Genomic DNA, 13,593 nt, shown 5'->3' on the forward strand with positions numbered 1-13,593 from the left:
GGGTGGCCGTCCTGGGCCGGGGTCACGCCTCGTGGGCGGCGGCCTGCTTGATCAGCTCCGCCACGGCCTCCGGCTGGGAGACGTAGATGGCGTGGCTTCCGGCGACCTCGCTGACGGTGGCTCCGGTCCGCTCGGCCATCGCGCGCTGCGCCGGCGGCGGGATCATGCGGTCGTCGGTCGCGACGAGGTACCAGCTCGGCTTCGCGCGCCAGGCGGCCTCCGTGACCGTTCCGTTGAGGGCCCCCAGGCCCCAGGGGACCTGCGAGTCGGCCATGAACCGCGCGTCCTCGGGCGGCACATCGCCCGCGAACGACGCGGCGAACTTCTCGCGGTCCAGGAAGAGGAAGCCGTCCTGGGGCGGCAGGATCGGCGGAACGGGCGCGCCGGGAGCCGGGTCGGCGATCAGGGTGCCGACCGACTCGTCCTTGTCCGGCGCGAAGGCCGCAATGTAGACCAGCGCGGCCACACCGTCGTGCCGGCCGGCCTCGGTGATCACAGCTCCTCCGTAGGAGTGGCCGACGAGCACGGACGGCCCGTTCTGCGAGTCGAGGACCTGATGGGTGACCGCCACGTCGCCTTCGAGGGAGTGGGTCGGGTTCTGCACGACGCTGACGTTGAAGCCGTCGCGGGTGAGGAGGCGGTACACCGACTGCCAGCCGGAGCCGTCGACGAATCCTCCATGTACGAGAACGATGTTCTTCACGGTGCTCATGCGATTGCTCCTTGTTTGTCGGAAGCTTCCGGGCAGCTACAAGCTAGGGCGGACCGTCCGCGCAGGCTTCTGCCAAATGGCCTAGTTCACGAAGCGCGTCACTGCCCGCGAGAAGGCCTCCGGCTCCTCGATGTGGCCGAAGTGCCCGCTGTTCTCCAGGATCAGCAGCTCCGATCCGGGGATCAGCTCGTGCAGTTCCTCGGCCCACCGCACCCCGCAGATGACGTCGTGGAGGCCGACGACGACGAGGGCGGGCACGGTGAGTGAGCCGAGGTCCGCACGGTCGTCGATGACGTGCGGGGCGAGGTTCTCGTCAAGACCGGAGATGTGCGTGGCCCGCACGGAGGCTCGCAAGGGGGCGAACTCCTCCTCCCTGCCCCAGTAGTCGGCGAAGTACGAGGGGAGCAGTCCCCTGGCGACGGCCGTCATCCGTGCGTCGTCGGAGATCGTGGGGATGGCCTGGAAGGCCGCGAGGACCTCGGGGAGTCCGGGGTGGTCCGCGTGCCGCTCGGCGAACAGCTGGACCAGGCGCATGGCCTCGGCGCCGTGTTCGGGACCGGTCAGCGGCGCGCTGTCGTAGAGGATCACACCGGCGACGCGCTCGGGGTGGTGCAGGGCGTGGTATTGGACGACGAAGCCGCCGTGCGAGTGCCCCAGGAGGTGCACCTCGGGTACGCCGAGGTGGTCGATCAGCGCCCCGAGGAACCGGCTGTAGCGGGGCCGCGTGTAGCCGTGGGGGTGGGAGGGCAGCCTGCCGGAGGCGCCGGTGCCGATCGGCTCCGGGTAGACGACCGTCAGATGCCGCTCCAGCGCGGGCATCCGCAGGTACTCCCAGAAGATGCCGGGTCCGCCGGAGTGCGCGACGCACACCGGACCGGTGCCGTGCACGTGGTAGCGCTGCTCGACTCCGTCGATCTCGACGGTGTGCGTGCCGGCGGCCAGGGGGTTGGCCAAAGAGGACGTTGTCATGGGGTCTCCGTGTCGGGCAGGTGTCGATGACACCGGCAGGACGCCGGAGGGAGGACGAAGTTCGACCCCGCCTACGTGACGCCCGTCACATCGGAGTGAGTGACTGGAGGGCCTGGACCGGCCTGGGGTGCAGGAGGCGCAGCCGGTGCGGACGACCGGCGTCGTCCAGGGTCATCAGCCAGGCCACCGAGGGCGGGCAGTGGTCGGGATCGTCGGCGGGGGCGAGAAGGTCCATCTCCCACACGACGAGGGACCGGCCGGTCACGGCATGGGCCAGGCGCTGACGTACGCCGGCTTCGAGGTCACCGTCCATGCCCCGCACGAGGAGGCTCCGGTCGCCCACCGGTTCGTTCCCCCTGAGCAGGGCGATCCCGGGTGACCAGCGTTCCGTCAGCAGCGCGCCGAACCGTCCGCTCTCGGCGGCGGCCAGTGTCTCGTGTGCCTCGACACGGCTGGCACGGGTGCGCCGCGCGGTGTCGCCGTGCGGGGCGTCCGCGGTGGCGGCGAGGGCGGTCGCGAGCTTGGCCCGTCCCTGGTTGAGCCGGCTGCGGATCGTGCCGACCGGGACTCCGCATGCCTCGGCTATCCGCTCGTAGGACGTGACGCCGGTGCTGAAGTGACGCAGTACCAGGGGCAGTCGCAGTGCGGGGGAAAGCTCTTCGATGGCCTCCCAGATCCAGTCCCGCATCGCGTGGTGCTCCAGCCGGCGCTCCGGTCCGGCGTCCGTGGACGGCACCTGCAGATCGTCGATCGGCCGGAAGGCGACGGCGCCTCGCAACAGGGAACGGGCGGCGTTGCGCACGATCATCCGCAGCCACGCGCCGATGGCTCCGGGGTCGCGGACGTCGCCCACTCGGCGGAGCGCGGTCACGGCCGCGTCCTGGAGGACGTCGTCGACGTCGGGCCCCGGCCCCAGGATGCTCAGCGCCACCGCGCGCATGCCTGCCCGGTGCCGTTCGAGCAGCAGACCCAGGGCGGTGACGTCACCCGCCTGCGCGGCACGCGTGAGCACCGCGTCCTCCAGACGTGCGGCGTCGTCCGCGTTCGGGCTCATGGGGTGTTCCTCTTCCGCCGTCTCCCGTCCTGGGTGCGACCGTACTGTGGGCGGCCCGGTGGCGTCACGGCCGCCCCGGGAGGACCGGGCTCCGCCGGTATTCAGTCCTCCTGCACCGTGATCTGGCGGTCCTGGTCGGGAAGGCGGAGGAGGGCCGCTCCCAGCGGGGTGAGGGTGTGCAGGACGGTGTTCGCATGGCGGTGGCTGGCGATGAGTCCCGAGTCGCGCAGCACCGTGGTGTGGTGGCTGGCGTTGGCGGGGGACACCGAGACCGCGCGGGCGATCTCCGCGTTGGTGGCGCCGTACGTCACCGCGAGCAGTACCGCGGCGCGGGTGCGTCCGAGCAGTGCCGACAACGGAGCCTCGGCCGGGCGCTGTTGGGGTATGGGGCCGCCCGACGCCAGCGGGTACAGCAGGACGGGCGGCAGGTCGGGGTCGGCGAAGGAGACCGGCTTCTGCCAGCAGAAGTACGAGGGGATCAGGACCAGGCCGCGGCCGCCCAGGTGCAGATCACGATCGACACCGCCCACGTACTCCACTTCCAGGACGGGGGCTCTCCAGCGCATCGCGGGACCCAGTCCCCCGAGCAGCCCTTCCGCTCCGCCGTGCAGCAGATCGCGGCCCCGGCGGGCGCACTCGGCGTCGACACGGGCCTGCATTCGGTCGCTGTAGGGGGCGATGACCGCGTTGTGGTACTTGCGCAGCGCCGCGACCAGGTCTCCGCGGACGTCCTTGTCCGCCAGGCGGTACATGTCCGTCGGCACGTTCCTCACCTGGGCCAGCAGACCGATCTCGTGCCGGACCCGGGCAGGCGGCGTGTCGAGGATCGCGTCGAGCCCGCTCTTCAGCCCGTCGCCTGCCTCGGCCGGGGTCAGGAAGTCGGGGAAGTACGTCGCGCGCGGGAAGAGCGGCAACAGCAACGTGCGCACGACGGAGCCCAGTTGCTGTGTGGCGATGGCGGCGCGGGCGTCGCGGTACCAGGCGGCGTGGGCCCAGCGCCCCATCTGGGACTGCAACCGGTGCAGACTGGCGGTGATCTCCCATAAGGGATCTGGGCGGCAGGCGAGCCGCGTTCGGACGAGATCCTCCGACGTGAAGTGGATGCGCAGCACGGTCCCCCCATGCGTGATTCCTGCCCGACGCGGCAGACGATGCCGCGCCGGCCCTCGTGAAGACAATGACTGGAACGGCTCAACCTCCGGGCGCACACAGCGGGGTCAGTGCTGTGTACGCCCGCCCGGACCGTCAGCCCTGGATCAGGGCGGCCACCTCTGTGCGAATGGCGGGCATGTCTGCGAAGACCGTACCCGGGCAGTCGGTGGCGGCCCAGTGGCGGTGACCCCCGATGGCCGGCGCGACGCGGGCGGCTCCGCTCACCGGATTCACGTAGGACACCTTCCCCAAGGGGTCGATCGCATGGCGCTCCGCCAGTTCGGCCAGGAGCTGGATGAGCGCGGTGCGTGCGGCGGTCGTCGCGGGCGTGGTCGTCAGCGTCCCCAGAAGGGCGATTCCGAGGTTTCCGCTGTTGTATCCCTGGACGTGCGCGCCGGTGACGAGCCGCCCCGACGCGTCGTGCGCGGGTGTGCCGTCGGTGCCGGACCAACGCCCTTCGTACACAAGGCCGTTCCTGTCGATCAGGAAGTTGTAGCCGATGTCGCCGTAGCCCTTGCCGACAGTGTCGTTGCGGTAGATCGCGCGTACCACCGCGGCCGGGTCCGGATCGGTGCTCCCGTCGGCGGTGTGGTGCACGGTGAGGGTCTGGACCGGGTAGTACTCCGGCGGCCAGATCTCCGTGCCGTCGGCGGCGTACCGCAGGCTCTCGTCCGCGCCCCAGGCAGCACGCGAGCGCAGCGTGTACGCGGCGGTGGCGGCAGCGGCCGCCGGGCCGGGCACGACGCTCAACGCGGCGGCGACTCCGAGGGCACCCAGGAACACGCGTCGCGGTACCGCGGACGCCGTGCGAGCCGGTCTGCGGGAGCCTGCGGGGTTCGAGTCCGGGACCGTCATCGCGTGATTCCTCCTGTGGGGGTGTCCGGGCCGGTCGAAGCTGCCCGCTCCCTCGGTCGGGAAGAGCGGGCAGCCGGTGGAACGGAGGAGTGCCCTAGATGGCGCAGGCGGGCTTCGGGTTGTAGAGGCGGTTCCAGGTGCTGGGGCCCACGATGCCGTCGGCGCCGCCGTCGGTGGCGTTACAGGTCTGTACGTAGTAGATGCCCTGCGCGGTGGCCGGGCCGTAGTCCCCGTCCACGTCAACGTAGGTCGGGTACTTGCTGTAGACGTTGATGAGGCACTGCACCTGACGAACCGCGTTGCCCTCGTCGTTGGGACGGACCGTGGGCCGGGCGGTGTCGGAGATGTAGTTGCAGTACGGCTCGGCGGCCGTGGCGCTCGCGGAGGGCGCGACCGCGAGGCTTCCTCCGAGGGCCAGTACGGCGGTACTGCACAGGAGGGCTAGGCGGCGGGTACGCATGATGTCTCTCCCGAGGTGTGTGGTTGTTGTGATGAACGTAAGAGTGCGTGTGAACACGACCGCCGGTCCACGAGATTCGAACAGGCCGAAAGAAGGCAGGTCAGACGTGTCTCCACGCCAGATGTCAGGACTCGGGATTCCAGACACCGTCGAACAACGCCAGTTCCAGCAGATCCGGGCGTGACCCGGGCCACCCGATCCCCGCGGAGGCGAGTTGTTCGGTCGCCGAATGGATCCACTCCAGGTACACCCCGTACCGATGGGAGGTCCAGCCGCTGTCCGACCAGATCCAGGCGGCCACGTCCGACGCGTGGGCCAGTGCCATGTCCGCGCCCACCCGCGCGGCATGAGCCCTCATCACACGCGCGACCCGCTGGTCCAGGATCAGCGCGCGGGGAGCGACGGGAGCGTCCGTCGCCAGGTCGAGGGAGTGGCCCTGGTCTAGGGAGTACGCATGATCAAGGACGTGGCCCTGGTCGAGGAAGTAGAGGAACTTGGTGAAGAACGCCGGTCCCAGTCCTTTCACCGCCCCGCGGAGGCCGTCGTACGCCGCGACGGCACCCTCCTGGCGAAGGGCGGCGCCGGCCTTGGCCAACGCGTCGTCCGCAGTGGGCTCCGCCAGGATCTCCTTGAGCCGGTGCGGACCGTAGCCGATCCGGCCCTGACCCCATACGTACGACGCGACCAGGGCCTCGGCCCACTCCGAGCGCTCTGCCGCCCCGCGGGTCGCGGCGACCACCTGGTCACGGCTGATTCTCGCGGTTCCGGTCCGCGACCGCTCGGGGAACTCGGCGGGCCATGGTTCGACGCCGGACCAGTGTGCGGGCTTGTACTCCACGGCGTGACCGCCGGCGCCTTTCGCGTACTGAGCACCGGATCCGGCCAGCCAAAGTCCCAGCGTGCGCACCGCAGTCGGGGGCAGTGGCCGCCTCCTCATCTCGTCGTCCAGCGCGTCCGCGAGATCCTGACGTCCCATCCCGTGCCCCCTGTTTCCCACATCACCACGAAAGCCCGCAGGGTACTGGGGACTTACCGGCTTCGGACTCGAACTCCGCCCGGAGGACGGTCCGAAGGGGCTCGGAGCAGGCGTTGTCAGTGGTCTCACCTAGAGTTCCGGTCACTTGATCAGTGGAGTGCGGGGAGGCACATATGGGGTGGGTCACGGCCGGCGACTACGAGGTCGGCCTCGACGGCGGAAAGGTGGTGTGCCGCAACTCAGCGGGGCGGCAGTTGAAGTCCGTACCGGCCAAACTCGCCGACGATCCCGCGGTCATGGGACTGCGGCAGCTCGCCGAGTGGCTGGAACGGCACGAGCGCCAGTGCCTCGCCGATGTCGAGAAGTGGATGGTGCGCTCGCTTCCGGTGCCCCTCGCCGTCATCGCCCGGGTGTGGCCGGATCCCGCCTGGCAGAGCGCGCTGCGCGATCTCGTCGTCACCGGTCCGGACGGCGAGGTGGCCGGATTCCTCCGGGACGCCGACCTCGACCGCGGGCTCGGCCTCGTCGACCTCGACGGAGACAGTGTGCGCATCGCCCCCGAGCTCGTCCATCTCCCCCATCCCGTTCTGCTCGACGACCTTGAGGAACTGCGGGAGTTCGCCGTCGAACTCGGGGTGGAGCAGCGGGCCCAGCAGCTCTTTCGCGAAGTGTGGCAGCGCCCGGCGAGTCTCGACGCCGAGGCCACCAGCGTGGAGGACTACGCGGGCGGCGCGTTCAAGCAACTGCGCTTCCTGCACGGCAGGACCACCCAGCTCGGCTACCGCGTGCGCGGCGGCAACGCGGTCTGCTCCGTGCGGGAGGACGCCCGCGGCGTCGAGGCCCGCGTCTGGATCGGCGACTACGACGGCTACGAGGAGACCGAGACCGGCCCCCTCATGTGGACCGACGGCTCCGGCCGGGTGCTGAAGCTCGGTCAGGTGGGGCCCGTCGCCTGGTCGGAGGGCATGCGCATGGCTGCCGCACTGTTCGCCGGGCGTGACATCGAGGACGAGGAGCAGGCGGCATGACCACGGACGCACAAACCACCGCGTACGCACACACCACCGCGGCCGCGCTGCTCGAAGCCGGCGCCGTCCTGCCCGTGGGCGCCACCAGCGGCGAGGACGCCGACTCCCTCACCGTACGGACGTACACCCATCCCGCGCTGGACGGCCGGCTCGCCGTCCGGCTCGTGCCGGGCACCCTCGGCGAGGCCGAGGACCTCGCCCTGGAGTTCCTCGGTCTGGCCCGCGAACCGGAGACCCCCGAGGTCGGACAGGTGCGCCGCGAGACCCTCGGCTTCCCCGCCTGGGCGCTGGTCAACGACCCGGCCAACGGCCACCACGCACTGGCCCTGGTCAAGGACGTCGAACGGCTCGCACGCCAGGCCAAGTCCCGCCCCGGCACCGCCAAAGAGGGCTTCGAGGAACTCGGCGAGCGGCTCGGCCGTGCCGTACCGCACTTCCTGCCCACCTTCTACGAGCAGGCCGCCCGGATCTTCCTCCAGCACGAGAACACGACGTACGCCGCCGCCTTCTTCGGCAAGGCCCGTGAGGCCGAGCGGGTGCACGCGCTCACCGTCGACGAGGAGCGGCAGCGCGCCGTGTTCCTGGAGTTCGCCTTCGCAGGGGCACTGACGGTCAAGGCACTCAAGGAGTATGTGAAGGACCTGGCCCACCGGCTGGATCCGGCCACGGCGTGGTCGCAGTTCCGGCAGCTGTGCGTGGAGCGCTGCGCGGCGGGCATGCCGCCGTACGCGTCGCTGCCGCAGGATGCCCGCGGCCTGATCAAGGCCGCCGGGCTGCCCCGGGTCACCGAGGAATGTGCCCTGGTGGCCGACCTGGTCGCCTCGCCCGCCGCGGTGCGCGCGCCCGTCTCCTTCTGGACCGCCTACCGGGCCACCCTCCCGATCCTCGCCGAGCAGCAACCGGCCGTCCGGGCCCGGCTGCTGGAGATCATGCCGACCGCCCTGGGACGCGCCGTCAAGGACGACGAGTTCTGGTTGACACTGCTCGCCGAGAGCGGCGCCGACCGCCTCCTCACCGGCGAGGACGGCGAGGACAGTCGGGGCGACGAGGACAGTCCGGGCGGCGAGAAGACGGGAGCCGTCGACGCGGCCGACGCCATCGACGCCGCGGATTGGCTCAGCCGCTGGGCCGCCCACCGCAAGCACGGCGGCACGGTCAGCAGCCGCTCCCCGCTCACCCTGCGGCTCGTCGAGCGGATGGCACCACGACTGTGTGCCGACGGCCGGGACGTGGACCTGTTCACGGGCCGCTGGCACGCCGGTGCCGACCTCGACCTCCTGGACCTGTGCGTGTCACAGGGAGTTCCCCTGGCGATGCCCGACGCGGACAAAGAGGTGTACCTGTCCCTCGACCGCTGGCTTCAGGATCGTCAGCCCGGTGGGCGCGACCTGGCCGCCAGCGCCGCGGATCCGCGTTTCCGGCCCCTGCTGCACCGGGCCATCGACGCGCTGAGCGACAACCGGACACTCGCCGACGTGCTGGAGGCCCTCGCCTCCCATCCCGTGCTGGGTGACGTGCTGCGCGAGTGGCTGGACGACGCGGCCGAGACGTTCCGCGCCTCGACGGGCCTGCCCGGCGCCCGCGCGGCGCTCCACCGCCTGCGCCTCTTCCGTTCGGTCGCCGCCAGGGTCAGCCCCCAAGCGGTCGCGCATGTCGCGGAGCACGAGATCGCGCCGCTGCTCGGCCGCACCCTGCGGGCCGGCATCCCGGACGAACTGGGCTGGCCCGCCCTGGACGAGGCCCTGCGCCTCCTCGAAACCGACACCGAACCCAAGAGCAAGAGCAAGCACGGCCGCAACCGCAGCCGCGACGACGACCCACTGCGCCTGACCGAGGCCTGGCCCGCGCTGATCCTCTCCCGCAGGCACAAGGCCGTCGTCGTCGGACCGGACAAGGTGCTGCTCGACCACGACCTGCGCCTGCCCGTCGAGCTCAACCGCTGGCAGCACCCGCAGTTCCGCTACACCGACGGCGAACTGCTCGTGATGTGGCGGCAGGACAGCAAGCAGTTCGGCTACTGGTCGGCCAGGCCGTCCGAGGTGTTTTCCCTCGGCGGCGAACAACTGCCCCACTGGTACGGCAACGACGCCGGTGACCCCTCCATCCCCCTGACCGGCGGCGGCCGGGCCACCGGCGGACGCACCCTGCACGCCGGCGACACCGTCCTGCCGCCGAGCCGGTCCGTCATAGGTGACGGCACGACCTGCTGGCGCGAGGGCAGGCAGGGCCGACAGCAGGTCTGGCTGGAGTACGACCCGGCCACCGGTACGCACGGACGGGCGTCCCTGCCCGCCTTCCTGAGGTCCGGCATCCGCGAGGACGCCGCACTCCTGCAGCACCACTGCGAGGTCCTGCCGCTGCAACCCGGCCTCGAACACAGCCCCTTCGGCACCGACGGCTCGGTCCTCGGCCGCTGGGTGCGCTCGGAGGGCGAAGGCACCGAGGCCCGGACGACCGCCGGTACGCCGGACGGCCGGACCGTCACCCTGCGGACGGCCGGCTTCCCGCTGGGTGCGCTCCGACTGCCCGGAGGTGCCGAGCCCGTTGCCGCGTACCTCCACCAGCATGTCGTGCTGTTCGCCTCCGAGGACACCTCCGCCTCCGGCGAACTCGGCCGGGTGACACCCGGTCAGCGGGGCGGGGAGTACGCCGCGGGCACCCGGCTCGTACCGCCTGTCGCCTTCTGGCACGCGCTGCGCCCCCGCGACGAACAGGCGTCCGCCGTGCTGCGGGCGCTCACCGACGAGGCGGCGGCCGACGTGCTGCGTGCCGCGGCCCAGGCCCTGACCGAGCGTGAGGCCCAGGTCGTCAAGGCGGGCGACGCCGCCGGCACCACCGTCGACGGCAAGCCCGTCGTCCCGTCGGTGGACGACTTCATTCGGCCTGCCGTGGCGCGGGCCCTGCCCGGCCTCACCGACGAGCGGCTGCTCATCGGCGTGTCCGCCCTGGTCCGTGCGGCGCTCCAACTCACCGGGACGGCCGCCGCGTTCGTGGCACCGCCGGTCGAGAAGAAGCGGCCCGAACAGCGGCGGAACGAGGAGATGTTCGCCGACTACCGTCCCGTGCACGGCGACGACCGCACCCTGCGCTCCGCCACCGACGGCATGGCCGACCTGTGGGGGTGGGGAGGCGACCAACAGTGGAGCGCGCTGCGCCAGATCCGGGCCGTGAACCACGTGCTGTCCGGACGGCCCGCCGACGGCAAGCAGCTGCCCGATTCCGCGCAGACGGGCGCTCTCCGTGACGGCTGGCGGAGCGAGGAGCACACGATCCCCGGCATCGGCCTGGTGTGGCCGTCCCTCCTGGGCGTACTGCGACCGCTGGCCTACCGCGCCGCCACGCCCACCCTGACCGACGTCGAGCGGGAAGCGCTGCTCCTGCTGCTCGAAGCGGTCGCCGAGGGGCCGCTCGCCGCACCCGGACACGGGCTGCGCGAGATCCTGTTGAGCGAGCCGCACGGCAAACAGCAGCGCGCCGGTCAGGTGCTCCGTCGGGAGGGCCGCACCGTGGTCCTCCTCGGCTGCCACAACATCGACTCCCAGAGCGACCGGGTCAGTTGGCTCGCTCTCGATCACGACCCCTCCGGCGCGTTCGGCGCCGTCGCGCACTTCACGCTGGACAAGGAGACCGCGGTGTCGTCGGCGTTTCCGGCCGACGGGCTCGCCGCCCTCACCCGGATGATCCGGGACAAGGGTGCGGCCCCCTGGCACCCGGATGCGCCCGCCGCGTTCGCCGCCGCGACCCGCGACGGTCTGGGCCCCGTCCAGTCCACCGTGCTCCTCGCCGCGCGTCCGCAGCAGCCCAGCGCCGACGTACTCGCCACGATCGGTCTCAAGCCCCGGCAGATGGACCTGGGCAACGGCCGTCTGTCGTCACTCGGCCGGGAGGACCGGTTCGCGCTCATGAGCGCGCTGCTGCCCGAGGACCCTGGCGATCTGTGGACGACCGGGCCGGACATCGCGGCCGCGGGACGGGTGTGGGCCGAGCGCCTCGCCTCCGTCGTCCGCCTGCCCGAGGACCTCGCGGTCGACCTCGCCGGTCTACCCGCCGGCTCCGCCGAGGCCGTGCTCAATCCGGGGCTCACCCCCTGGATCAGCCGCACGACGGTGCAACGGCCGGACAAGAACGGCAACCTCGTCCCGGCGGACCCCGCGGCAGTGCCCGGACGGTACGACCTGACCCGTGCCGTCGCCTCCCTGGCCGCACTCGCGTATGCCCTGCCGTACGGGCACCCGCTGCGCGCCTGCCTGCCCGAGGGCCTCGCCGCCCTGCGCCGCCGGCTCACCGACCCCGGCCTGCTGCTCGACCTCGACGTCGAGTGGACGGACAAGGGCAGCTCGACGGCGGTCGAACTGCGCAAGGCATACGGTCTTCCCGCCACCGGAGGAGCCGACGAACACGGTATGACGCCTGTCGGAGAGGCGCTCGTGCTGCGCCCCTGGTACGGCGATCAGGAGACGGTCCTGCTCCGCCCCGCCGCCCTCACCGGTCCGGACGACGCGGTCCTCGGGCTCCTGGAGGGCCTGGTGGGTCCGGACCGCGACAGTGGTCTTCAGGCCCTGCGCACGATCCTCGACGCAGGACTCGAACGGGCCCTGACCGCCGGCCTCGACCCCGAGGGCCCCGTCGGTCACGCCCAGGACCCCACCGTCGTCGCTCCCGCACTGGTCGCCGAGGTGGCCTCGGCACACGGTCTGAGTGAGGACGCGGCCGCGCTCTACCTCCAGTTGCTGGCCCTGCCCGATCCGACGGACCGCAACTGCGCCCGCTGGACCGGCTGGACGCCCGCTCGGCTGAAGAAGGCCCGCACCGAACTGGCGGCCACCGACCTGGTCGTGGACGCGAAGCGACCGCGCGCGGGACGCACCCTCTTCCTGCCCTGCGGCTGGCGCGACCTCAAGTCCCCCGCCCTGCCGGTGGAGACCTGGAAGGAGGGCCTCTACCCGGTGCGCGACCGCTCGCGTGCCGTGCCCCTCCTCCCGGTGCCCGACCTGTTCGCCGGCGCCTGGGCCCGCGTGCAGGACGGCGACGCACCCGCCTACGAAAAGCTCACCACCCGCGCCACCCGGAAGGGCCGCCGCCGATGACCACCGCCCGAGCCGACCTGACGAACCCTCGCCGACGGCGCACCGGATGACGGCCACCCGCATGACGGCTCCCCGGATGACACCCCTTCTGCCGACGACCTCCCGACCCGACCGGACGGACCACCGATGACCACCACCCTGGCCGCCGACACGGCCCGCCAGATCACCCCGCCCGAGGACCGCCACGCCACCGAGCTGGCCTTCCTCGCCGCCTACGACGACGGGCCGCGCCCACCTGCGTGGCGGCTCACCCCCCGTGCCGTCGTCACGTTCGTCATGGGCAGCGACGGCCGGGCCCTGCGGCTGCCCGACGACGCCCCGACGCCCGAGGGCGTGCCGCGGCGCCTCGTCGTCGAGGGCAAGTTCGTCGGCGACCGAGCCCTGGTCGAGCGGTGTGTCGTCACCCTCGCCGGTGAGCGCGGGCTGCTGCTCGTCGGCGAACCCGGCACCGCCAAGTCCATGCTGTCCGAGCTGCTGTCCGCCGCCGTCTGCGGCACCAGCGGCCTGGTAGTCCAGGGCACCGCGGGCACGACGGAGGACCAGCTCAAGTACGGCTGGAACTACGCCCTGTTGCTGGCCCAGGGGCCCAGCCGGCAGGCCCTCGTGCCCTCGCCCGTCCTGACCGCCATGACCCGGGGAGCCGTCGCCCGGGTGGAAGAGGTCACCCGCTGCCTGCCCGAAGTGCAGGACGCACTGGTGTCGTTGCTCTCCGAACGGCGCATCGCCGTACCCGAACTGGCGGGCACCGAGGACTCCCTGGCCCACGCGGCACCCGGCTTCAGCCTCATCGCCACCGCCAACCTGCGCGACAAGGGGGTCTCCGAGATGTCGGCCGCGCTCAAGCGGCGCTTCAACTTCGAGACCGTCGGCCCCATCACGGACCTCGACGCCGAGACCGCGCTCGTACGCAGTCAGGCACGCGCCTCGGTCGAGCGGGCCGGAGCACCCTTCCGGGTCGACGACGCCGTACTGGAAGCCCTCATCACGGCCTTCCGGGACCTGCGGGAGGGCCGGTCCGCGGAAGGCTGGGAGGTCGAGCGGCCCTCCACGGTGATGAGCACCGCGGAAGCCGTCTCCGTGGCGGGCGCCCTGGGGCTCGCCGCCGCCTACTTCCCGGGCGACCGTGACGTCCTCGGCCTGTTGCCGGGCCACCTGCTCGGTGTGGTCCGCAAGGACGACCCCGCCGACGCGGCCCGGCTCCGCGGCTACTGGGACGGCCCCGTCAGGCGCCGCGCCGAACAGGGCTCCGCCACCTGGCGCACCCTGTGGGACCTGCGCACCGTCCTGGAGGACTGACCGC

10 protein-coding genes are annotated in these 13,593 nt (G+C 72.0%); 3 read left to right on the forward strand and 7 right to left on the reverse strand.

Features of this window, described 5'->3' with window-relative positions:
* Window positions 1–22 precede the first annotated feature (22 nt).
* From ACFWXQ_RS00195 to ACFWXQ_RS00225, 7 genes are all read right to left on the reverse strand, one after another.
* Complete coding sequence (locus ACFWXQ_RS00195) at window positions 23–712, reverse strand: alpha/beta hydrolase (protein WP_383953925.1); 690 nt, start codon at window positions 710–712, stop codon at window positions 23–25.
* A gap of 81 nt (window positions 713–793) precedes the next feature.
* Window positions 794–1,681, reverse strand: a complete 888-nt coding sequence (locus ACFWXQ_RS00200) for an alpha/beta fold hydrolase (protein WP_383953928.1) — start codon at window positions 1,679–1,681, stop codon at window positions 794–796.
* A gap of 85 nt (window positions 1,682–1,766) precedes the next feature.
* A complete protein-coding gene (locus ACFWXQ_RS00205; RefSeq protein WP_383953930.1) occupies window positions 1,767–2,735 on the reverse strand; it encodes an RNA polymerase sigma factor in 969 nt (322 codons plus the stop codon).
* A gap of 101 nt (window positions 2,736–2,836) precedes the next feature.
* Entirely contained in the window at window positions 2,837–3,847 is a 1,011-nt protein-coding gene (locus ACFWXQ_RS00210; protein ID WP_383953932.1) for an ArsR/SmtB family transcription factor, read from the reverse strand.
* A 133-nt stretch (window positions 3,848–3,980) separates the two neighbouring features.
* Window positions 3,981–4,742 (reverse strand): N-acetylmuramoyl-L-alanine amidase, encoded by a 762-nt coding sequence (locus ACFWXQ_RS00215; protein WP_383953934.1) that lies wholly within the window; start codon window positions 4,740–4,742, stop codon window positions 3,981–3,983.
* Between the two features lie 94 nt (window positions 4,743–4,836).
* Complete coding sequence (locus tag ACFWXQ_RS00220) at window positions 4,837–5,202, reverse strand: peptidoglycan-binding protein (protein WP_383953936.1); 366 nt, start codon at window positions 5,200–5,202, stop codon at window positions 4,837–4,839.
* 124 nt (window positions 5,203–5,326) lie between these two features.
* The gene (locus tag ACFWXQ_RS00225) at window positions 5,327–6,178 is read right to left on the reverse strand and encodes a hypothetical protein (RefSeq protein WP_383953938.1); all 852 of its coding nucleotides are present in this window, start codon (window positions 6,176–6,178) and stop codon (window positions 5,327–5,329) included.
* Window positions 6,179–6,351: 173 nt separating this feature from the next.
* On the opposite strand from ACFWXQ_RS00225, the gene ACFWXQ_RS00230 reads away from it, so the two are divergent.
* The 3 genes from ACFWXQ_RS00230 to ACFWXQ_RS00240 all read left to right on the forward strand — a co-directional run bounded on the left by ACFWXQ_RS00230 (window position 6,352) and on the right by ACFWXQ_RS00240 (window position 13,589).
* A complete protein-coding gene (locus tag ACFWXQ_RS00230; protein WP_383953940.1) occupies window positions 6,352–7,206 on the forward strand; it encodes a DUF4132 domain-containing protein in 855 nt (284 codons plus the stop codon).
* Window positions 7,203–12,293 carry a hypothetical protein gene (locus ACFWXQ_RS00235; RefSeq protein ID WP_386267176.1) on the forward strand — a complete coding sequence of 1,697 codons (5,091 nt, stop codon included), beginning with the start codon at window positions 7,203–7,205 and terminating at the stop codon, window positions 12,291–12,293. Before ACFWXQ_RS00230 ends, ACFWXQ_RS00235 begins: the two co-directional genes overlap by 4 nt.
* A gap of 126 nt (window positions 12,294–12,419) precedes the next feature.
* Window positions 12,420–13,589 (forward strand): AAA family ATPase, encoded by a 1,170-nt coding sequence (locus ACFWXQ_RS00240; RefSeq protein WP_386267178.1) that lies wholly within the window; start codon window positions 12,420–12,422, stop codon window positions 13,587–13,589.
* Window positions 13,590–13,593: the final 4 nt, after the last annotated feature.

It is taken from the genome of Streptomyces sp. NPDC058697, assembly GCF_042715345.1.
GTDB lineage: Bacteria > Actinomycetota > Actinomycetes > Streptomycetales > Streptomycetaceae > Streptomyces > Streptomyces liliifuscus.